The 21,535-nt window shown below is 71.5% G+C and carries 19 protein-coding genes; 8 read left to right on the top strand and 11 right to left on the bottom strand.

Annotated features, from left to right (window positions below; translation table 11 throughout):
• Positions 1-36: 36 nt before the first annotated feature.
• The gene (locus K415_RS0116095) at positions 37-2,163 is read right to left on the bottom strand and encodes a type IIA DNA topoisomerase subunit B (protein WP_024288071.1); all 2,127 of its coding nucleotides are present in this window, start codon (positions 2,161-2,163) and stop codon (positions 37-39) included.
• Positions 2,164-2,383: 220 nt separating this feature from the next.
• On the opposite strand from K415_RS0116095, the gene K415_RS0116090 reads away from it, so the two are divergent.
• Both K415_RS0116090 and K415_RS0116085 read left to right on the top strand, forming a co-directional pair.
• Positions 2,384-2,596 (top strand): hypothetical protein, encoded by a 213-nt coding sequence (locus K415_RS0116090; RefSeq protein WP_024288070.1) that lies wholly within the window; start codon positions 2,384-2,386, stop codon positions 2,594-2,596.
• Between the two features lie 119 nt (positions 2,597-2,715).
• A complete protein-coding gene (locus K415_RS0116085; RefSeq protein ID WP_029663947.1) occupies positions 2,716-3,204 on the top strand; it encodes a DUF456 domain-containing protein in 489 nt (162 codons plus the stop codon).
• 18 nt (positions 3,205-3,222) lie between these two features.
• On the opposite strand, the gene K415_RS0116080 is transcribed toward K415_RS0116085, so the two are convergent.
• On the bottom strand, positions 3,223-4,941 hold the full coding sequence (locus K415_RS0116080; RefSeq protein WP_024288068.1) for a DUF5671 domain-containing protein: 1,719 nt from the start codon (positions 4,939-4,941) through the stop codon (positions 3,223-3,225).
• 4 nt (positions 4,942-4,945) lie between these two features.
• Positions 4,946-5,392: a hypothetical protein gene (locus tag K415_RS0116075; RefSeq protein ID WP_024288067.1), complete on the bottom strand. Its 447-nt coding sequence runs from the start codon at positions 5,390-5,392 to the stop codon at positions 4,946-4,948.
• 985 nt (positions 5,393-6,377) lie between these two features.
• On the opposite strand from K415_RS0116075, the gene K415_RS0116060 reads away from it, so the two are divergent.
• Entirely contained in the window at positions 6,378-6,806 is a 429-nt protein-coding gene (locus K415_RS0116060) for a hypothetical protein (protein ID WP_024288065.1), read from the top strand.
• Complete coding sequence (locus K415_RS0116055; protein ID WP_024288064.1) at positions 6,803-7,468, top strand: hypothetical protein; 666 nt, start codon at positions 6,803-6,805, stop codon at positions 7,466-7,468. Before K415_RS0116060 ends, K415_RS0116055 begins: the two co-directional genes overlap by 4 nt.
• A gap of 51 nt (positions 7,469-7,519) precedes the next feature.
• On the opposite strand, the gene K415_RS0116050 is transcribed toward K415_RS0116055, so the two are convergent.
• The 4 genes from K415_RS0116050 to K415_RS0116035 form a co-directional block, all read right to left on the bottom strand.
• On the bottom strand, positions 7,520-8,050 hold the full coding sequence (locus K415_RS0116050) for a hypothetical protein (RefSeq protein WP_155859500.1): 531 nt from the start codon (positions 8,048-8,050) through the stop codon (positions 7,520-7,522).
• Positions 8,051-8,514: 464 nt separating this feature from the next.
• Entirely contained in the window at positions 8,515-10,119 is a 1,605-nt protein-coding gene (locus K415_RS0116045; protein WP_024288062.1) for an RNA polymerase sigma factor, read from the bottom strand.
• Between the two features lie 174 nt (positions 10,120-10,293).
• Positions 10,294-10,692, bottom strand: coding sequence for a universal stress protein (locus K415_RS0116040; protein ID WP_024288061.1), 399 nt, complete (start codon positions 10,690-10,692; stop codon positions 10,294-10,296).
• Positions 10,693-10,866: 174 nt separating this feature from the next.
• A complete protein-coding gene (locus K415_RS0116035) occupies positions 10,867-12,123 on the bottom strand; it encodes a DUF4192 domain-containing protein (RefSeq protein ID WP_024288060.1) in 1,257 nt (418 codons plus the stop codon).
• A 113-nt stretch (positions 12,124-12,236) separates the two neighbouring features.
• Between K415_RS0116035 and K415_RS22975 the strand changes: the two genes are divergently transcribed.
• Together K415_RS22975 and K415_RS0116025 are read left to right on the top strand one after the other, a co-directional pair.
• A complete protein-coding gene (locus K415_RS22975) occupies positions 12,237-12,833 on the top strand; it encodes a hypothetical protein (RefSeq protein WP_024288059.1) in 597 nt (198 codons plus the stop codon).
• A 22-nt stretch (positions 12,834-12,855) separates the two neighbouring features.
• Complete coding sequence (locus K415_RS0116025; RefSeq protein ID WP_024288058.1) at positions 12,856-13,971, top strand: polyprenyl synthetase family protein; 1,116 nt, start codon at positions 12,856-12,858, stop codon at positions 13,969-13,971.
• 14 nt (positions 13,972-13,985) lie between these two features.
• Here K415_RS0116025 and K415_RS0116020 read toward each other — a convergent pair whose 3' ends face one another.
• Complete coding sequence (locus tag K415_RS0116020; protein ID WP_024288057.1) at positions 13,986-14,381, bottom strand: Rv2175c family DNA-binding protein; 396 nt, start codon at positions 14,379-14,381, stop codon at positions 13,986-13,988.
• A gap of 152 nt (positions 14,382-14,533) precedes the next feature.
• On the opposite strand from K415_RS0116020, the gene K415_RS0116015 reads away from it, so the two are divergent.
• Complete coding sequence (locus tag K415_RS0116015; protein ID WP_081785261.1) at positions 14,534-15,892, top strand: LysM peptidoglycan-binding domain-containing protein; 1,359 nt, start codon at positions 14,534-14,536, stop codon at positions 15,890-15,892.
• A gap of 36 nt (positions 15,893-15,928) precedes the next feature.
• Positions 15,929-18,013 carry a Stk1 family PASTA domain-containing Ser/Thr kinase gene (gene pknB, locus K415_RS0116010; RefSeq protein WP_024288055.1) on the top strand — a complete coding sequence of 695 codons (2,085 nt, stop codon included), beginning with the start codon at positions 15,929-15,931 and terminating at the stop codon, positions 18,011-18,013.
• Between the two features lie 95 nt (positions 18,014-18,108).
• Here the strand turns inward: pknB and K415_RS0116005 are convergent, their stop codons facing one another.
• The 3 genes from K415_RS0116005 to K415_RS0115995 are packed head-to-tail and all read right to left on the bottom strand — an operon-like array spanning position 18,109 to position 21,528.
• On the bottom strand, positions 18,109-19,461 hold the full coding sequence (locus K415_RS0116005) for a class II 3-deoxy-7-phosphoheptulonate synthase (RefSeq protein WP_024288054.1): 1,353 nt from the start codon (positions 19,459-19,461) through the stop codon (positions 18,109-18,111).
• Positions 19,461-20,678, bottom strand: coding sequence for a pyrophosphate--fructose-6-phosphate 1-phosphotransferase (locus K415_RS0116000; protein WP_024288053.1), 1,218 nt, complete (start codon positions 20,676-20,678; stop codon positions 19,461-19,463). The genes K415_RS0116005 and K415_RS0116000 overlap by 1 nt, the downstream gene beginning before the upstream one ends.
• Positions 20,679-20,727: 49 nt before the next feature.
• The gene (locus tag K415_RS0115995) at positions 20,728-21,528 is read right to left on the bottom strand and encodes a 1-acyl-sn-glycerol-3-phosphate acyltransferase (protein WP_024288052.1); all 801 of its coding nucleotides are present in this window, start codon (positions 21,526-21,528) and stop codon (positions 20,728-20,730) included.
• Positions 21,529-21,535: the final 7 nt, after the last annotated feature.

The raw sequence follows: 21,535 nt of genomic DNA, 5'->3' as shown, positions 1-21,535 counted from the left end.
GCCCGCAGCAGGCGTGCGTGCCGCCCGGCCCGGACGTCAGGCATCGATGCGTGCTCGGTCCAGGTTGGCTGCGCCGGCGACGATGAAGTCACGTCGCGGACCCACCTCCGAGCCCATGAGCAGCTCGAAAACGGCCTCGGCTCCTGCCGCGTGATCGGCGGTGACCCGGCGCAGCGTGCGGTGGCGTGGGTCCATCGTGGTCTCCGCCAGCTGGTCGGCATCCATCTCGCCGAGACCCTTGTAGCGTTGGATCTCGTCCTTGTACCGACGCCCGGCGCGCTCCAGCTTCTTGAGCGTGGCCGCGAGCTCCGCCTCGGAGTAGGTGTACACGTACTCGTTCTTGCGGCCACCACCACCGATGACCTCGATCCGGTGCAGCGGCGGCACCGCCGCGTAGACCCTGCCCTGGTCGACCAGCGGGCGCATGTACCGGAAGAAGAGGGTCAGCAGCAGCGTCCGGATGTGCGCACCGTCGACGTCGGCATCGGTCATCAGGACCACCTTGCCGTACCGCGCTGCCGACAGGTCGAAGCTGCGCCCCGACCCCGCACCGATCACCTGGATGATCGCGGCGCACTCGGCGTTCTTGAGCATGTCCGAGATCGAGGCCTTCTGGACGTTGAGGATCTTGCCGCGGATCGGCAGCAGCGCCTGGAAGTCCGAGGACCGGGCCAGCTTCGCCGTGCCCAGCGCGCTGTCCCCCTCGACGATGAACAGCTCGCTGCGCTCGACGTCGTCGCTGCGGCAGTCGGCGAGCTTGGTGGGCAGGGCCGAGGTCTCCAGGGCGTTCTTCCGTCGGGAGATCTCCTTCTGCTTGCGCGCGGAGAGGCGCGCCCGCATCTCCGCGACGATCTTGTCGAGCACCAGCGTGGCCTGCGTCTTGTGGTCACGCTTGGGCGAGGTGAGCAGGGCCGTGAGCTCGGTCTCCACGACCTTCGCGACGATGGCGCGGACCGGACCCGTGCCGAGCACCTCCTTGGTCTGCCCCTCGAACTGCGGCTCGGCCAGGCGCACCGTGAGCACGGCCGTCAGGCCGGCCATGATGTCGTCCTTCTCGATCCGCTCGGTGGCGTCCCGGGTGGAGACCTTGAGGCGTCGCGCGTTGATCTCCACCTGCTTGCGGATCGTCTTGACCAGCGCCTGCTCGAGGCCGGCGAGGTGGGTGCCGCCCTTGGGCGTGGAGATGATGTTGACGAAGGACCGCACCTCGGTCTCGTAGCCGTTGCCCCAGCGCAGCGCCACGTCGACCTCGCACTCGCGGGTCACCGCCTGCGACGTGAGGTGCCCGCGTCCGTCGAGCACGGGGACGGTCTCGGTGAACTCGCCGGTGCCGGTCAGGCGCCAGGTCTCGGTCACCGGTGCGTCCGGCGCGAGGAAGTCGACGAAGTCGACGGTTCCGCCGTGGTGGACGAAGGTCTCCTCGTGCGGACCGTCCTGTCCCGGCGTGCCCGGCATCCTGCGTTCGTCGCGCACAGTGATCGTCAGCCCGGTGACGAGGAACGTCGTCTGCCGCACCCGGGAGACGAGCTCGTCGTAGGAGAAGATGGCGGTCTTCGGGAAGACCTGGTTGTCGGCCCAGTACCGCACCCGGGTCCCGGTGCGCCCGCGCGCGACCTTGCCGACCACGGCGAGCTCGGATGCGTCGACGAACGGCGAGAACGGCGCCTCCGGGCCGGGCTCGCGGCCGTCGGCGAACGTGCCGGGCTCGCCACGGTGGAAGGTCATCCGGTAGGTCTTGCCACCCCGGTCGACCTCGGCGTCCAGCCGCGAGGACAACGCGTTGACGACGCTCGCCCCGACGCCGTGCAGACCACCCGACGCGCCGTACGACCCGCCACCGAACTTGCCACCCGCGTGCAGCTTCGTGAAGACGACCTCGACGCCGGTCAGGCCCGTCTTGGGTTCGACGTCGATCGGGATGCCGCGGCCGTTGTCCCGCACCTCGACGGACGTGTCGGCGTGCAGCACGACGTCGATCCGGTCGCAGTGGCCGCCGAGGGCCTCGTCGACCGCGTTGTCGATGATCTCCCACAGGCAGTGCATCAGACCGCGCGAGTCGGTCGTGCCGATGTACATGCCCGGGCGCTTGCGCACCGCCTCCAGGCCCTCGAGGACCGAGAGGTGGCGTGCCATGTAGCTGGACTCGGAGAGCGTGCTGGTCACGACGACGAGCCTAGACGGCCGCCGGCCCGGAGCCCGGCTGCCATGCCGCACCCGGCTGCACCGGGCGACACCCGGCCGCACCGGACCGGACCGGGCGGCACCCGGCAGCACCCGGCAGCACGGTGCAGAGCGGGCCAAACCGTGCCTGCCGGACTACGCGGTCAGCGAACCTAGGCCATCCGATGGACGCCATCCGGCGAAGGGGTGGTTTCATGGAGAGGTGACCACGACGACGACCTCCCCGCTGACCGCAGCCGACCGCTGCGACCGCTGCGGTGCCCAGGCCTACGTCCGCGTGATGCTTCCGGGCGGCGAGCTGCTGTTCTGTGCGCACCACGCCCGGCGACACGCCTCGGCCTTCGCAGACGTCGCGCTCCACGTCCAGGACGAGACCGACCGCCTGATGGAGGAGCACGGCGCCAGCGCGCGCTGATCCGTACCGGCATCCCGCTTCGAAGGGCTCGGCGCCTCGTGTGCCGGGCCCTTCGCCGTGGGTAGTCTCGGCACCGCGGTCCCGCCCGCGACCAGCCTCCGCACCGAAGGAGCACCACCATCGACCTCGTCACAGTCCTCGTCGGCCTCGCGATCCTGATCGGACTCGTCGGCATCGTCGTCCCGGTCGTCCCGGGGTCACCCCTGATCGCCGTCGCGGTGCTCGTCTGGGCGATCAGCGCACAGGCCGGCGCCGCCTGGGCGATCCTGGCGGTCGTCCTCCTGCTGCTGGGCACCGGATGGTCCATGACGTACGTCGTGACCGGCCGGCGGGTCTCGGCGTCCGGCGTGCCGACCAGGTCGCTCGTCGTGGCCGGCATCGCGGGGATCGTCGGCTTCTTCGTCATCCCGGTGGTCGGCCTGCTCGTGTTCTTCCCGCTCGGCCTGTTCGGCATGGAGTACCTGCGGTTGCGTGACGTCCCGCGCGCCCGTGCGTCGGCCTGGCTGGCGATCAAGGCCACCGCGCTGGGCATGGTCATCGAGCTCGGGCTGGCCCTGCTCGCGTCCGGTACGTGGCTCGTCGCCGTGCTCGTCGGCGTCGGCACCTAGGACGGGCTTCGCTCGCCGTCAGCGGTGGATCGGGAAGGTGTCGAGACCGGTCGGACCCGCCAGGACGGCAACGGCCTCCGACCCGGCGCCACCCACCGCGGCCAGCACGTCCTCGACGACCCACGGCGGGACACCACCGTCGTCGCGCACCCAGAGGTCGACCCGCGCACCCGTCCGCCGCGACACCGCGTCGGCGAGGGCCCCGTCCGCCGCACCGACCAGCAGCACGTACCGCGGACCACGATGCGGCTCCGGCGCCGGGACGTGCCGACGGTCCTCGCGGTACACGACCCAGTGGTAGCCGGAGATCGCGCCGCTGGTCAGCAGGATCGCGACCGGGATCCGCATGTCACGGACCGTCTCCGCGCCGAGCCCGCCGTCGAGGGCACCCTGGATCCCGACGAACGCCGCGACGAGCACGGCGATCACTGCGGCGACGCCCCCGGCGCCGAAGAGCAGGAACAGGTACGTGCGCCGGGTGCGCGAGGCGAGCTCGGCGACCTGGTCCTGCCGCACGGCACGGCCGATCCGTGACCAGAACAGCCACCAGAGCGGGCCGCCCACCAGCAGCAGGGTCACGGCCGCGAGCAGCGAGTTGGCGACCGAGGTGCCGATCTCGACGGCCGCGGCCGGGACCGCCGCCTCGACCGCCGCCACCACGACCATGGCCACGCCCGCTGCCGCGGCGAGCAGCGCGATCCCAGCCATCAGGTACTCGTAGACCCGCGTGATCTCGGTGCGTGCGCCGCTCACCCCGGCCAGGACCTGCCGGTGGTACCACCAGCTGACCGCGCCCACCACCAGGGCCGCCACGGCCGTCGTCGTGCCGTCGAAGTGCTCGACCGCGTCGGGCTGCGCGGGTTCGCCGACGAACCACACCAGCGTCCGGTGCAGTGCAAGGCTTGCACCGACGACAGCCATGACCAGCGAGCCACCGACCCCGAGCGGGAGCACGTACCCCAGCCACAGCGGCGTGCGCTCTGCGCGCGCGAGCCCGCGCAGCCAGTACACGAACCACACCGGTGCCCCGACTAGCAGCGTCGCACCCGCCTGCGCGAGCTCGTTCCCACCACCGGTCAGGACCTGCTCGGACCGGTCGACCAGGAGCGCGTCGACTGCGGCACCGAGCAGCCAGACGAGACCGCCGAGCCCGGTGACGATGCCGATCAACGACCCGAGGACGAGGTGCCCCTGCCGGCGCGCCGCGTCGAGCAGCCGGATGCCGAGGATCCAGTGCGCGAGCCAGACGGCGGTCCACACGACCACGCGCACGGCCGGCGCCGCCTCGGGCACCTCACCCTGCAGGGCCGCCGCGAGCACGTCGTAGAGCGCCACCATCGCGATGACCAGCGCTGTGAGCGGCGCAACCGTCGAGTAGGCCGACCAGCCGAGGGAACGTGCCTCCTCCGGGTCGGCGCGCAGCCGACGACGCGACCAGACCGCCGTCGCCACGAACATCGGGATGCCGAAGACCGTGAAGGTCAGCGTGCGGGCGAGCGCGGCACCGTCGTCCCCGACGATCGACGGCTCTGCGAACGGGCGGGCCAGGAGGTCGGAGACACCGACGGCGGCCACGACCATCAGACCGAAGAGCAGCAGGTACTGGAAGAAGCGGCGGACGCTGCGCCCGTCCGCGGCGCGAGGGCCCTGCCGCGAGCTCGCGTGCCGGACCAGCAGGACGACCAGCACGATCGGCGCGACGGTGAACAGGAGCACGGAGACGATGCCCAAGATCATGATCTCACTTCTCCCCGGTGCAGCCGAAGAGCAGCCACGGCGACGCCTCGATCTGCCAGACGCCGCCCGTGCGCCGCAGCGAGAACCGCTCCTCGTGCGACCAGCCGCTGTCCTCGAACAGGCCGTTGCCCGGGTTCTCGGTGACGTCGACCCGGACCACGGCCTCGTCGCCGTCCACCTCGGTCCCCAGGACGACGACCCGGAGGGTGTCGGGCAGGTACGCGGTCGAGACGTCCGAGGCATCGCAGCCCGCGGTGGACGACACGAGGTCGAACGCCTCGTCGTCGTCCCCGGCCAGGACGGCCTCGAGGTACGTCTGGACCACACCCTCGGGGCTCGCCGCATCGAGCGCCGGCGCATCCCGGTTCGCCACGACGACGGCGGCCGCCACGGCGAGGATCGCCACAACGCCGACCAAGGTCGCCAGGACGGCGCTCGGTCGGTTGATCACGTCTTCAGTGTGACCCTGCGGGGGTGCACGCGGTAGGCCCCACGGGGGTGTCCTCGCAGGTAGAGCCCCATCCGTCGACCTCGCGGGGACGCCACCGGCAGGTCGGGACGGGCGTCAGGCCGTGGCCGTCTCGGGTCGCCAACGTCGGTGCCGGAGCTCCGACGGGGGTGGGTCGATCGCCTCGACAGGAATGTAGACAGCCAGCCTCTCGGGAGGCGCAGGGAGCAGTGCCCGCATGGCCTGGACGAGGCCGTTGAGCGCTGCCTCTCGCCCCCTGAGGGTGGCTGCCCTGGCTTCGAGCGACGCGATCTCGGCGTGTACCTCACGGCACTCCGCCGAGGCAGCCTCGGTCGCCTCGCGGTACAGATCCGTCCGATGGTGCGTGGTCGAGTCGGTCAAGCGTTCCGTGTCCATGACGGTCCCCTCTCAAGTGCGACCTGTTGACAGAGTGACACTCGCCACCGAAAGGCACAGCACCCGTCTAGGGTGAAAAGTGAACGGACCGTTACGTGGCTGCTCGCCGTATCGTGCGCAGACCGCCCGGTATCACCTGTCACACATCGCGGCGAGCCTGACCATGGGCCGAAGGTCCGGCCCTTCGTCCCCGAGCGCACCGATAGCGTCTTTGCGGTTTGTCTCCGGAGCGCCTTGTACAACCGACAGCTGACGCCGCCCCCGCCGTGATGGCGGGGGCGACCGCCCTGGGCATGGCCATCGAGCTCGGGCTCACCCTCCTGGCCGCCGTGACCTAGCTCGTTGCGGTGCTCGCCTGCGTCAGGCCCTGACATCTGGTGGCTGGTCGTCGAGCGGGCAGAGGCTCAGGCACCCCCGAACATCTCCCCGGCTGAGTCGCCTCCACCCCGCTCGCCGGCGGCGGCGTCGTCACACAAGACGCATCGGTCGGTCAAGCCAGTCGCGAGAAGAACTTCGCGACACGCCATCAACCCTCCGTTGAAATCGACGAGAATGGTCCCATGCTCGAGTCATGACACAGGACCTGATGTCCGACTGGGCCGCGGCACTACCGCATCGGTCAGGTGTCGCGCTCGATGAAGCGGCGGCACGGCTGCAGGCGGCCGGCGTGAGCCCCGACATGGTCGCCTCAGTGCTGGCAGATCTCGGCGAAGGGCTCTGGCATGTGCCGGTCAACGGCACGTCGACCGCCCAGCCTCTGGATGACCCCCATGTGCTGATCGTCGTGCTGACGGAGCTCGCGGCCTTTCTCTCTGCCGCTGTCGAACGCACGGCTCAGGTGCGACGACGCACCTTGGGACAGCTGGCGGCGCAACGAAGCCTCAGCGAGATCGCCAGACAGCTGGGGGTGTCACCGCAAGCGGTGCACAAGAGTCTGCGCAGCAAGCCAGACCCAACGGCGCTTCGGCCGCTGGTGGCCCAACGATCGGAGGAATCATGACCGTGACAGAGCAGCAGAACCGCGACCGAGTCCACGTCATGGCCGGTTCAGCACGCGGACGCTTACTGGCCGTGGTGGCCTGGCTCGCGAGCAGGGTGGCCATCATCGGGGGGGCGGTCGTCGTGTCACAGGCGCTGCGTGCTGACCTCTACACCGCAGCGAAGGTGCTGGTCGCCGTCGTCGTGGTGGCGGTTCCCCTTGCGGGGCTCGTCGTGGCGTATGAGCTGCGCAAGCGAGCCTGGTGGACAGTGGCCGGGCAGGAGGATCCGGCCGCTCCGCCCGCCGGCTGGCAGCTCCTCGAGGCCGTGGCCGACGGGTGCCTGGTCGTCGCTGTCACGATCGTCCTGACCCATCACACAGGGTTGGGGACTGCCTACCCGGGAGTGGTCGTCACGATGGCACTGGCCGGCTTCGCGGCAGCGCACGCGGTCGTGAGCTTCGCGCGGCGCCGAGGAGGTCCCACCACGGTGAGCGCTGTGGCGTTGGTGCTTCGCCTGGCGGCCGCAGGCGCCGCCACGTGGGCGGCTTCAACCATCGCGTACGACGCATGGTTCGCGCAGCAAGCCGTCGTCGGCACCGCCGGGGGCCTGGTGGCGTTCGGCCTGCTGGCCGTCATCGGGCGGTCCGAGCGGCTGTGGACAGCTCTGAGCCCGCGTCCGTAGTGAACCGGGGGTTGGTGCGTGCGGCAGAGCACGCACCAACCCCCAAGGTGATCAGTCGTTCCAGTAGACGGTGCCTGCGACGTCGTGCGGGAAGTACTGGTCGCCGGTGTTCGGATCCTGAATCTCGAACTTCTTGTTCCCCTCGGGAGGGTCCCATGTGATCGTGCCGCCACTGCACGCGACGGACTTCTTGCCCGTCTGGGTGTAGCCACCCCACGAGGTGGCCACCAGCAGGTACACCGTCCGTGACACACCACAGTCGGAGAACGCACCGATCGCCAACGTGATCTGGCCACCGTCGTGATGGAAGTACTGAGAGGTTGTGGACACCGAGTACGTGGCCGTCCAGTCGCGCGACTGCACAGAAGACGCGGTCACCGCGTTCAGGCCGATCTCGGCCGGACCGGTCGAGGGTGCCTCGAACGTGAAAGAGGAGCCATCGCTGTACTTTGACGTCGTCGAGCCGTCCGCGTTGACGGTCTCTGCCACCAGAACCGGCTTGTCATTCTGAGGCCCCTCGGGCGTTGCGGCCGCCGTCAGCGCACCACACACAACAACCGCGGCCATAGCTGCCGCGGCCATGCGCGCACGGCCGTGATACTCACGTGTCATCGTCCTGCCCCCGCTTCGGTGATCCTCGCGACCCCTTGATCGCCAGGGGTGCTCGAAGAGTATCGAGGTTCCTCAACCCGGGGTAGACACCTGACCGCCGGACGTCACTGACGTCGCCCGTTTGGGCAAGTGTCGCGTCCCCGCAGGGAGGTGCGCGACCGGCGCGGTGGGGCGTCGTCGTCCGCTGAACCGCAGCAATGTCGAGTCCCAGTACCCGCCTGACAGCGCGGCGGCGGGTGCCGGACACGGGGACCTGTCAAGCGACGTCGGTGCAGTGGGGCGGCGCCGGGTTTGGCGGAGGACGTCGTGCTTGACACCGCCTAGCTGTACCCGGCACGAGGCGAACCGGCCATAGTCTTCACGAGCTAGAGCGAGACCCTGGGACATCCCCGGCCGCCGACCCGACGCGAAGATTTGCTGGCGCAGCGGGAACATCAGTCCAGGTAGTCGCGCAGCACCTGGGAACGGCTCGGGTGGCGCAGCTTCGACATCGTCTTGGACTCGATCTGACGGATCCGCTCACGCGTGACCCCATAGACCTTGCCGATCTCGTCGAGGGTCTTGGGCTGGCCGTCGGTCAGCCCGAACCGCATCGAGACCACGCCGGCCTCACGCTCGGAGAGCGTGTCGAGGACCTGGTGCAGCTGCTCCTGCAGGAGGGTGAAGCTGACGGCGTCCGCGGGGACGACGGCCTCGGAGTCCTCGATCAGGTCGCCGAACTCGCTGTCGCCGTCCTCGCCGAGCGGGGTGTGCAGCGAGATCGGCTCGCGGCCGTACTTCTGGACCTCGACCACCTTCTCGGGGGTCATGTCCAGCTCCTTGGCCAGCTCCTCCGGGGTCGGCTCACGGCCGAGGTCCTGGAGCATCTGGCGCTGGACGCGGGCCAGCTTGTTGATGACCTCGACCATGTGCACCGGGATCCGGATGGTGCGCGCCTGGTCGGCCATCGCGCGGGTGATCGCCTGACGGATCCACCACGTCGCATACGTCGAGAACTTGTAGCCCTTGGTGTAGTCGAACTTCTCGACCGCCCGGATCAGGCCGAGGTTGCCCTCCTGGATCAGGTCGAGGAACAGCATCCCGCGGCCGGTGTACCGCTTGGCCAGCGAGACGACCAGCCGCAGGTTCGCCTCGAGCAGGTGGTTCTTCGCCCGACGGCCGTCGGCCGCGATCCACTCCAGCTCACGCCGCCCCTTGGGGTCGATCTTGGTGGTGGCAGCAAGCTTCTCGTCGGCGAACAGGCCGGCCTCGATCCGCTTCGCGAGGTCGACCTCCTGCTCGGCGTTCAGCAGCGCGACCTTGCCGATCTGCTTGAGGTAGTCCTTGACCGGGTCGGCGGTCGCGCCGGCAGTGACGACCTGCTGCGCGGGCGCATCGTCGTCGTCGGCGTCGGAGTACGTGAAACCGGCGTCCTCGGTCTCCTCCTCCACCACGGCTGCGGCGGGCTTGGCCTTCTCGGCGTCGGTCTCGGCGTCGGTGTCCTCGGCGTCGTCGGCCACCACGATGTCCTCGACGACGATCTCCTCGACGACGATCTCGCCCTCGGCCGGCTCGACGGGCTCGATGTCCTCGACCTCGTCGACGTCGTCCGTCGCGGGCGCGGCGGCCGTCGCCTTCTTGGCAGCTGCGGCGCGAGCCGGCTTGGCGGCGGCGGACGTCGGAGCGGTCTTCGCGGCAGCGGCCTTGGGAGCAGCGGCCTTGGCAGCGGCAGCAGCCTTCGGAGCGCTCCGCTTGGCCGGAGCAGCGGCCGAGGCGTCGGCGGTCTCGGCCTGCGGCGCGCGGGCGGTGGCCGTGCTGGCACGGCGCGTGGTTGCGGCGACGGCGGTGTGGGGCACCGGTGCGTTCACAGTCACGCCCACCTCACCGAGGGCTCGCAGGACGGTACGGAGCCTGCCGGGGGCGACGTCGGCGGACTCGCAGGCGAGGCGCACGGCGTCGCTCTCGACGGATCCGTGGGTGCGCCCGATGCGGACGAGCTCCTGCAGGGCAGCGTGCTCGAACTCGCGCGGAAGGGTGGGACGTGAGGCAAGGGATGACACAGAGAACCTTTCGGCAGCGCCAGGCTCGGAGAGAAGGTCCGGGGGTAGACACACATTGTAACGGTCGAGGGTTCCCCACGCTGCCTCGGTAGGCCGTCTGGGGGCTGTGGGATCGCCACGACCGAAGATCGGGACGACCGGAGGGTGCGACCCGAGGGTGCGCGAACCGCCGACTCAGGTGGACGGAGGTTTGACCGCCAGGACGGGGCACGGTGCGTCGAGCAGGATCCGCTGCGCGTTGGAGCCGAGGATCAGCTTGCCGACCGGGCTGCGGCGGCGCAGCCCGATCACGATGAGTTCGCCGGCCTCGTTCAGCGCGGCGCTGATGATGTCCTCGGCGACGTCGCGCCCGCGCATCGTCTGGCGGACCTGGAAGCTCAGGCCGGACTCGTCGAGCCGTCGACTGACCTCGTCGGCCTGCGCGCCGATCTCGCCGGAGTCCGTGCCGAACCGGTGCCCTCGTTCGCTCAGGATCACGACGAGGCGGACACCCCGGCGACGAGCCTCGACGGTGGCGGCCTCGAGCGCTGCCTCGCCCTCAGGGGTCGCGACGTAGCCGACAACCACGCTCATCGGGCCTCCCTTGGCAGTGCGACGCAGGACTCGGCTCGACGCTACCCGATCCGCGGCCCACCCACACCCGTGCTGCGGGCCACCCCCGTTCCGCGGGCCACACCCGTGCTGCACGCCACACCCGTGCTGCGGGCCCCACCCGTTCCGCGGGCCGCCCAGACCCGCATCCGCTCGTCAGGCGACCCCGGCACGCAGCCACCCGGGCGACATGCCGACCGCGAGGGCCTCGTCGAGGAGCGCCGCCAGGCGGTACCCCGGCTCGGCCTCGAGGGCACGACCGACCAGGACACCGGCTCGCGCACCGTCGCCCTCCCACCACGCCAGCACCGCCAGCAGGGTGGCCGCAGGAGCCTGGGCCCGTCGCGGGCTGTGCGCCACGACCTGCTCCAGGACCGCCCGGGCGGCCGCGCTCCGACCCGGCGACGGCGGCCTGCCCGCCACCGGATCGATGATCGCTGCCAGCGCCCGCCCGACGTCCTGCCCGCCGTCACCGGCGATCAGCCGGTCCGCGACCCGGTCGGACCCCTCGACGAAGCCGAGCATCACCGCGTCCCGGACCAGGATGTCGACCAGCGCGGCCTGGAGCCTGCCCAGCACCGCCGGGCCGGGGGGCTGCCACATGCGCGGGCCGCGTGCAGCGCCGACGCCGACCGCATCCTGGTCGTGCGGTGCAGGGCCGAGGTCCGATCCGGCCCGGCCGAGCTCGGAGCGCCACAGGGCCAGGCCGTCGCGGCGCCACCGGTACAGGTCGGCGCTGTCAGCGCCGTCGTCGATGCCGCACCCGCGCGCGGTCCACCGGGCCGCCGCCCGACGGGCCGACCGGCGCGCGGCCGACGATGCCGGCGCGATCGCCCCGAGGTCGGCCCGGGAGCCGGCGACCGTCGCGCCGGTCAGGACCATCCGCGCACCCACCTCGGTGGCCTGAAGATCGCTCAGGGGCCGGCCACCCGGTGGGCAGCAGCGACGGTCCTGGCAGTCGAGGCCGAAGTACCCGCCGGGACCCACGACCCAGACGGTCACCTCACCCAGGAAGTACTCGGCTGCCGCGGCGAGGTGCAGGCGCGCCCGCCCGCCGTCGGCACCGACGGCCTGAGCGCTCCCGGCACCGCCGTCGGCACCCGGGTCGCCGCCCGCCGTCCGCCCCTGGCCCGTTCCCGGACCGTCCTGCAGGTCCGCGGCCGTGTAGAGCACCAGGACAGCCCGTCGCGCTCCGTCGGCCACGAGGTGGGAGACGAGCGACCGGGCGACCTGCGGGCCGCGGTCCGGATCAGCGAGGTCGGCCAGGTCGACCCGGGCGACCAGCCCGACCCTGGAGCGGGGCGATCGCAGGCTCACGACCACGGCGCTCTCACGGGGCTCGAAGCCGAGCTGGAACGGGATGAGGGCCAGGAGCTCGCGGGGCTCTCCGGTACGGATCGTCGTGGGCTGCATGACGACATCGGATCGCACAGCCCGGTGACGGCGCTGCGACGGTCGGTCTGCCTGTGGATTTCACCCGGGGGGCGAGGCCTGTGGACAGGTGTTACCGGGGATAACCTTGACCCATGGCCATGGCGGCGTGCTCCAGGTCCGGGTGCGGGTCGCGTCCGGGCCGCAAGCGTGCCGTCTCCGCCGCGATCTCCGCAGTGATCGGAGCCACCCTGGTCCTCGCGTCGGCCGGCTGCGCAGGCACCGTCCCGGCGGCCGACCAGGCACCGGTGCCCGCCGCCCGCACGACGCCGCCCGCGGTCGCCGCACCGAAGGCCGAGTCCGTCCCCCAGGAGCCGTTGGTCACCTCGACCCCGGACGCCCACTCCGAGGTCGGCGAGCTGGTCACCGGCTTCCCGGTCGACCTGCTCCCGGTACCCGCCGACGCCGTCATCCTGGTCACCTCCGCGGTCCCGGTCGGCGACGCGGACGTCCAGGAGGTCTCGCTGAACCTGCGGACCGTCATGTCCGCCGAGGACCTGCTGGCCCTGTACCGCGACGCTCTCACGGTCGCCGGGTTCACCGAGGTACCGGCCGTCGACGCCATGACCGACCTGGCCGTCGAGGCGACCTTCACGCGGTCCGGTGGTGACGAGCTGATCTCGATCGGCGTGCTGGACGTCGACGGTGCGCGCACCGTCACGATCGGCGGCCGCGTCCACACCCAGACCTGAGACCCGCCCTAGGGTGGTGCGCGTGACGTCCTCTGCCGCTGCCCTGGTCGACGTCGAACAGGTCCGGACGGGCGTCGACGCCGCCCTGGCCGGTCACGTGACGGTGCTCGCCGGCGAGCTGACCGGCATCGGGCCCGACAGCGCACCGCTCGTCGAGGCCGTGCGCGACATGCTGGGCGGCGGCAAGCGACTCCGGGCCGCCTTCTGCTACTGGTCCTGGCGTGCGCACGGCGGGGCCGCCGACGGCCCGCACGCACAACGGTCCCAGGTGCTGGCCGTCGGCGCCGCCCTCGAGCTCTTCCAGGCCGCAGCGCTCTTCCACGACGACGTCATGGACGACTCGGACACCCGTCGCGGTCTGCCGGCCGCGCACCGCAGGTTCGCCGACCTGCACGTGGCCGAGGGCTGGACCGGCCCCTCGCAACGCTTCGGCGACGCAGCGGCGATCCTGCTCGGCGACCTGGCCCTGATCGCGAGCGAGCGGCAGTTCGCCGCCGCCGTCGAGCACGTGGCCACGGACGTCAGGGACGCGGCCCGCGGGGTCTTCGACCGCATGCGGACCGAGGTCACCGTCGGTCAGTACCTCGACGTGCTCGCCCAGGCCCTGCCCTGGGGCCAGGACGCCACCGGTGACGAGCGCCGAGCCCGCGCGGTGATCCGCGCCAAGAGCGCGCGCTACAGCGTCGAGCACCCGCTGACCCTCGGCGCCGCTCTCGCCGGCGCCGACGACGAGGCCCTCGCCCGCTGCCGCATGGTGGGTCTGCCGCTCGGCGAGGCCTTCCAGCTCCGCGACGACCTGCTGGGGGTGTTCGGGGATCCGTCGACCACCGGGAAGCCGGCGGGCGACGACCTGCGGGAGGGCAAGCGCACGGTGCTGATCGCGCGCGCGCTGGGGACGGCCTCCCCGCAGGACCGCGCGCTGATCACGGAGAAGCTCGGGCACCGTGACCTGACCGATGCCGAGGTGGACCTCCTGCGCGCAGCGGTGCTGCGCAGCGGAGCCGCCCGGGCCGTCGACGAGCTGATCGGCACGCTCGCGGAGCCGGCCCTGACGATCCTGGCCGACGCGCCGTTGGCCGAGCCCGGCCGCTCGATGCTCGTCGACCTGGGTCGGGCTGCCGTCGACCGGCACGCCTGACCCAGGGTCCGAGCTCAGAAGGCGAGGGCCTGCGCCCGCCGTCGCACCTCGGTCTTGTGCCCGGCCGCCAGGGCGGCGATCGGCGTCGTCGGCCGGCCGGGTCCGGTCCCCAGGCTCTCGAGCGACGGGTCGACGGTGAAGAGCCAGCGGATCGACTCCTCGTCCGTGTAGCCCGCGTCGGCGAGGAGCACCAGGGTCCCCTGCAGCGAGGGGACGACCTCCCACCCACCGGCAGCCGTGGCGAGCAGGAAGCGGGCGGGGACACTGACGATCTTCCGTTCACCGTGCCGGACGCCGATGAGCTTGTTCTCCTGCAGGAGGCGGCGTACCCGGCCCACATCGGTGCCGAGGCGTTCGGCGACGTCGGGAAGGGGCAGCCATTCGTCCACAAGGATGTCGAGTTCGGTCACCGGAACAGGGTAGGGCTTCACCCGGTCGCGCCCCGCTACACCTTTCGCCCGCGCGGCGTGTCAGGTAGGTTGCACTTCTGTCACAACAGTCACACCTGCACCACTCGTCACATGTGCACCACGAAGGCGCACTGTCACCTGGGATGGACCTCATGACCCACGTCGTTGCCCTGCCCGCTCCCCCGTGCACCAGCCGCCGTCGCGTCGTGGGTGGTACCGGCGTCGGGCTCGTGCTCGCCATGGCGGGCGTCGCCTCCGGCGCGAGCGCCGCCCAGGCGCAGGACGTCCAGGACTACACGGTCGAGCCAGGGGACACCGTCAGCCACATCGCGCTGCGCAGCTCGACGAGCGTCGCCGCGATCGTCGCCGCGAACGGGCTCGACGCGCGGGCCACGATCACCGCCGGACAGCGGATCGCGATCCCGACCGAGACCACCGCCGAACCGGTCGCCACCCCGGCGGCGCCGGCAGCCGCGCCGGCGGCCACGTCGCACACGGTGGCACGCGGTGAGACGGTCTCGGGGCTGGCGACCCGCTACGGCACCACCACCGCGGCGATCATCGCGGCCAACGGGCTCGACGCCAGAGCCATGATCCGGATCGGGCAGGTCCTGACAGTGCCCGGAGCGACCGCGACCCCGGCCGCACCGGCCGCAACGAGCGCCGCGACAGCCGGCCACACCGTGACACGCGGCGAGACGGTCTCGGGGCTGGCGACCCGCTACGGCACCACCACCGCGGCGATCATCGCGGCCAACGGGCTCGACGCCAGAGCCATGATCCGGATCGGGCAGGTCCTGACAGTGCCCGGAGCGGCAGCGGCGCCGACCGCGGCCCCGGTCGCCGCACCGGCCGTCTCGACCGTCGCCCACACCGTCGCGCGCGGTGAGACGGTCTCCGCACTCGCGACCCGGTACGGGACCGCCAACGCCGCCATCATCGCCGCGAACAACCTCGACGCGAACGGGATGATCCGGATCGGCCAGGTGCTGACGGTGCCCGGCAACGCAGCGCCGACAGCCTCGCTGGTCGGCAGCACGTTCGCCGGCCGCAGCTACCCCGCCGCGACCGTCGCCTCGGCCAACGAGAACAAGGCAACCCTGCTGGCCATCGGCGTGCCGAGCCGGACGGACATGCAGGCCCTCGTGGCGACGACCGCCCGGGACATGGGGGTCGACCCGGCGCTGGCGCAGGCCATCGCCTACCAGGAGTCCGGCTTCAACCACACGGCGGTCTCGCCCGCCAACGCGATCGGCACGATGCAGGTCATCCCGACGTCCGGGCAGTGGGCGGGCGAGCTCATCGGTCGCGACCTCAACCTGCTCGACCCGCGGGACAACGTGACCGCGGGCGTGGCCATCCTCGGCCGGCTCGTCGCGACCAGCCCCGACCTGCCGACGGCGATCGCCGGCTACTACCAGGGCCAGGCCGGCGTGGCGAAGTACGGCATGTACGCCGACACCCGGCGCTACGTCGCCAGCGTCCAGACCCTGATGTCGCGCTTCTCCTGACGGGTTTCGGGGGCCACCGAACGTAGACTGCGAGCCGTGGCAGCCACCCTCACCGACCCCCTCCTCGGCCGTCTGGTCGACGGACGGTACGAGGTGCTGTCCAGGATCGCCCGCGGCGGGATGGCGACGGTGTACCTGGCCGTCGACCGACGCCTCGACCGCGAGGTGGCCATCAAGGTCATGCACCCGCACCTGGCCGAGGGCGGGGCGGGCTCGGAGTTCGTCGCCCGGTTCCGGCGTGAGGCGCGGGCTGCCGCCCGGCTGACGCACCCCGGCCTGGTCGGCGTCTTCGACCAGGGCGTCGACGGCGAGACCAGCTACCTGACGATGGAGTACATCGAGGGCACCAACCTGCGACGGCACCTCGGTGAGTCCGGCTCGCTGAGCCTGCAGGAGGCCTTCGGCACGGTCGAGGCGATCCTCGAGGCCCTCGCCGCGGCGCACCGGGTCGGCCTGGTGCACCGCGACATCAAGCCGGAGAACGTCCTGCTCGGCTCGGACGGCCGGATCAAGGTGGCCGACTTCGGCCTGGCGCGCGCGGTCACCGAGGTCACCGCGACGACGACGGGCACCGTGCTGGGCACCGTCGCGTACCTGTCCCCCGAGCTCGTCGCGCACGGGACGAGCGACACCAGGACGGACGTCTACGCGGTCGGGATCCTGCTCTACGAGATGATCACCGGCGTCCAGCCCTTCACCGGCGCGACCCCGATCCAGATCGCCTACCAGCACGTCCACAACGACATCCCGGCGGCGTCCGACGTCGTGGCCTGGTTGCCGCTGGAGATCGACGAGCTGATCAGCGCCCTGGCCGCGCGCGAGCCGGACGAGCGCCCGGCCGACGCGAGCGCGGCCCTCGCGCTGCTGCGGCGCACCCGGGCGGCGCTCGACGAGCCGACCCTCGCGCGTCGCGCCGACGTCCCGCCGTCGATCACCCTGCCGAACACGACGGCCGGCGACCCGGACGACGACGAGCTCGAGGACACGTTCGACGACAGGTTCGAGGAGGACGACGAGCCGCGCACGAGCATCGCGCGACACGCGGCCCGCACCACCGACGAGCCGGACCCGGACGCGACGGCGGCGATCGCCGTGCCCCGACCGCGTCGCGGTCCCCCGCCGCCGACCCCCGCCGACCAGGAGCGCGGCTACGGCGGCACCATCGCGCTCCAGATCGGCAGCGGCCTGGCGCCGGACCCCGAGCCGGACGTCGACCCGGAGCGGCCCCGCAGGCGCGTGCTCGCGGTGGTCCTGCCGCTCGTCGCGCTGCTCGCCCTCGTCGGCGGCGGCCTCTGGTGGTTCCTGACTGCCGGACCGGGGGCGTACACGGTCGTTCCGTCCGGGCTGGTCGGCGCCGAGCTCGCGGCGGCCGAGGGGCTGCTCGCCGACGCCGGGCTGGACGCGGCACCGACCGAGGTCTTCGACCCCGAGGTGGCCAAGGGCATCGTGGTGGACGCCGCGCCGGGCGAGGGCGCGCGCATCCTCAAGGACGGGTCGGTGGACCTTGCCGTCTCGAAGGGCCCCGACCTGCGCACCGTGCCGGCCGGCCTGGTCGGGCTCCCCGCCGCCGACGTGACCGCCGCGCTGGAGGCCGCCGGGTTCGTGGTACCGACGCCCGAGCGCAGCTTCGACGACTTGACGGCGGCGGACCACGTGCTGACCGTCTCGGCCGAGGGCGACACCCAGCTCGCGGTCGGTGCCGAGGTCCGGCTGCTCGTCTCGGACGGCCCCGCGCCGCTGACTGTCATCTCGGTGATCGGCGCTCCGCGGGACGAGGCCATCGGGCAGCTCACCGACCAGGGCCTGGTGGTGGCCGAGGAGCTGACCGACTACAGCGAGGAGTACGCGGAGGGCGTCGTGATGGCGCAGAACCCGACGCCTGGCGCGGCCGCCCACCGGACCGACCCGGTCTCGATCACGACCTCCCAGGGACCGCCGCTCGTCCTGGTGCCCGACGTCGTCGGCCAGGATCTGGGACAGGCGACCGCCACGCTCGTGGAGCTCGGGTTCGAGGTCGACGCCCAGAAGTCGTTCTTCTGGGACACGCAGGTCGTGAACCAGGACCCGGTGGCGGGTGTGGCGGTACCCAAGGGATCCACCATCACACTGACGGTCCGCTGACCCAGCCGGTCAGCCACCACCACCGGCACCAGGACGGACTGCGCGAGCGCCGACGCCGGCGGGCACGGCGTGGTCGCGCTGCGACCCTGAGCCGGTCAGCTCCCGCGGATCATCGCCGCGACCTGGAAGGCCATCTCGAGCGACTGCTGGTGGTTGAGGCGCGGGTCGACGAGCGTCTCGTAGCGCCGCGCCAGGCCCTCGTCGTCGATCTCCTCGCTGCCGCCGAGCACCTCGGTGACGTCGTCACCGGTCAGCTCGGTGTGCAGCCCGCCCGGGACCGACCCGATCGCCCGGTGCACCTCGAAGAACCCGCGCACCTCGTCGAGCACGTCCTCGAGCCGGCGGGTCTTGTACCCGCTGGACGACGTGATCGTGTTCCCGTGCATGGGGTCGCACATCCAGGTGACCGGCCGCCCCGAGGCGGTGACCTTCTCGACCAGCCCGGGGAGCGCGTCACGGACCCGCTCGGCACCCATCCGGGTGATGAAGGTCAGGCGGCCCGGCTGATCGGACGGGTTCAGCTTGTCCATCAGCGCCAGGGCGTCGTCGGCCGTCGTCGTCGGGCCGAGCTTGACCCCGATCGGGTTGCGCACCCGGGACAGGAAGTCGACGTGCGCACCGTCGAGCCGACGCGTGCGCTCACCGATCCACACGAAGTGCGCCGAGCAGTCGTAGGCCGTCCCGGTACGCGAGTCGATCCTGGTCAGGGCACGCTCGTAGTCGAGCAGCAGCGCCTCGTGGCTGGAGAAGAACTCGACGGTCCGCAGCGCGTCGAAGTCGGCCCCGCACGCGGCCATGAACCGGATCGCCCGGTCGATCTCGGCGGCGACCTCCTCGTAGCGCGAGTACGCGGGGTTCGCGGTGAAGCCGCGGTTCCACTCGTGCACCCGACGCAGGTCCGCGAAGCCCCCGGTCGTGAACGCCCGGATGAGGTTGAGGGTCGCCGACGAGCGGTGGTACGCGGCGAGCAGGCGCCGCGGGTCGGGGATCCGGTCCTCGGGCGTGAACGGGTGCCCGTTGACCGCGTCGCCGCGGTAGGCCGGCAGGGTCACGCCGTCGCGCGTCTCGTCGTCGGAGCTGCGTGGCTTCGCGTACTGCCCCGCCATCCGGCCCATCTTGACCACCGGGAGGCTCGCTCCATAGGTGAGCACCACGGCCATCTGCAGGATCGTCTTGATCTTGTTGCGGATGTTGTCCGCGGTCGCCTCGGCGAACGTCTCGGCGCAGTCGCCACCCTGCAGGACGAAGGCCTCACCACGGCCCGCTGCGGCGAGGCGCGCGGTCAGCACGTCCGCCTCGCCGGCGAACACCAGCGGCGGGAAGGTGGCCAGCTCCCGCGTGGCCACCTCGACGGCGGCCGGATCGGGCCACCGGGGCTGCTGCTGGGCGTCGAGGGTTCGCCAGTGGTCCAGGCCTGCGACGAGGGCAGGATCGGGCGGAACGCTCATCAGCTGCTCGCCGGCACGAACGGCTGACCGATGTCCGCCAGCAGGGCGCCGAACCAGGGCTGAGAGACGTCGAAGGCCTTGCCGCCGGCGATCCGCGGGAACGCGATCGCCTTGAGCCGGTCGCCGTCCTCCTCGTCGTGGCCGATCACGCCGGCCTCGCCCTTGAGGGCGCACTCGACGGCGAGGTCCGTCATCGACTTGATCAGACGCAGGTCCTCGGCGTTCGCCGCCGCGGCGCGCGAGTAGTAGCCCGACTTCTGGACCATCGTCTTCTCCGCGCCCAGGAGCTTGGCGAACTGGTCGGCGAACCACTTGCCGGGGTTGATCGTGTCGAGCTTGACGTGACCGAAGGGGTCCCGCGGGACCTCCTTGCCGGAGGCCTCGAGCTGCGCGACGATCTCGTGCATCCCGGCGCCCTCGGACAAGAAGATGGTCACGTTGCCGACCTCGTCCATGACGGTGCGCAGGCGCGCGGCCTCGGCGGCGATGTCGAGCTGCATCTCCGGGACGTAGACGGCGTGGATGTCCCAACGCTCACGCGACAGCCCGATGCTCGGCACCCACTCCTGGGTGTCGAGCCACCTGCGGTACTCGGCAGCGGTCGCGGCGGTCAACCAGCCGCAGTGCCGGCCCATGACCTCGTGCACGATGAGCATGCGGTTGCCCGAGCGGTGCTCGCCGATGACGTTGCGGGCGAACCCCGCGCCCTGCTCGGCCGCCGTCCACGCGCCCAGCGACTGCTTGATCGGGATGATGTCGTTGTCGATCGTCTTGGGCAGGCCGACCACCGTGAGGTGGTAGCCGTGCTCCTCGAGGTAGGCCGCGAGGTCGGCTGCGGTGGTGTTCGTGTCGTCGCCGCCGATGGTGTGCAGCACGTCGATGCCATCGGCCTTGAGCTGGTCGGCCGCGACCTGGAGCGGGTCCTGGCCCTCGGCGACCAGACCGCGCTTGACGCAGTCCTTGGCGTTGGTGAGCTTGACCCGGGAGTTGCCGATCGGGCTTCCGCCGAAGCGGTGCAGCAGACCGGCCCTGGCGCGCGCCTCTGCATCGACGACGATCTTGGTGCCGGTCAGCAGGCCGTGGTACCCGTGCTGGTAGGCGATGATCTCGATCTCCGGCGCGATCTCCGTGTACCGCTCGATCAGGCCGCCGACAGCCGAGGACAGGCAAGGGGCGAAACCGCCCGCGGTCAGCAGAGCGACACGACGAACCGACATGGTGCACCTTCCATAGACACAGGACCGTTGGCCCGCGCCGCGGGCGGCCTCATTCTAGGGGCGCGGGGCCCTCGTCCTGCGGCACGACCGTTCCATGGACGTCCGGCGCGGGCCGGCCGCCGGGAGCCTCCGGGCCCCGTTCGCGCGGCACGGCCTGATCCGGGCTGTATCCCGCGGCGATCCGGGCCTTGGCCGTCGCGGCGTACGTGTCGACGTACTCCTGGCCGGACAGGCTCATCAACGCATACATGATCTCGTCCGTGACGGAGCGCAGGATGAACCTGTCGTTCTCCATGCCCTTGTAGCGGCTGAAGTCCAGGGGCTCGCCGATGGCGATGCCGATCCGCATCGGCTTGGGCATGACCCGGCCGATCGGCTGGGCGATGTTGGTGTCGACCATCGCGACCGGGATCACCGGGACGCCCGACTCCAGGGCGAGCCGCGCGATCCCCGTCTTGCCCCGGTAGAGGCGTCCGTCAGGGCTGCGCGTGCCCTCCGGGTAGATGCCGAACAGGTTGCCCGAGTTCAGGACACCCAGGCCCGTGCGCAGTGCCGCCTCGCTCGCCTTGCCGCCCCCGCGGTCGACCGGGATCGTCCCGACCCCGCGGAAGAAGCCCGCTTTGAGGCGGCCCTTGAGCCCGGTGCCGGTGAAGTACTCGGCCTTGCCGATGAACCGGATCTTGCGCGAGATCACCAGCGCAAGGATGAACGAGTCGATCACCGCGAGGTGGTTGCTCGCCAGGATGGCTCCGCCCTCCGTCGGGACGTTCTCCAGGCCGCGCACCGTCGGGCGGAACATCCCGTGCAGGAGCGGACCCGCGACGACCCGCTTCATCACCCAGTAGAACAACCCGTCA

Source organism: Cellulomonas sp. KRMCY2 (assembly GCF_000526515.1).
Taxonomy (GTDB): domain Bacteria; phylum Actinomycetota; class Actinomycetes; order Actinomycetales; family Cellulomonadaceae; genus Actinotalea.
Note: the sequence above shows the minus strand (reverse complement) of the source record. Positions and strands in the feature narration are given on the sequence as shown.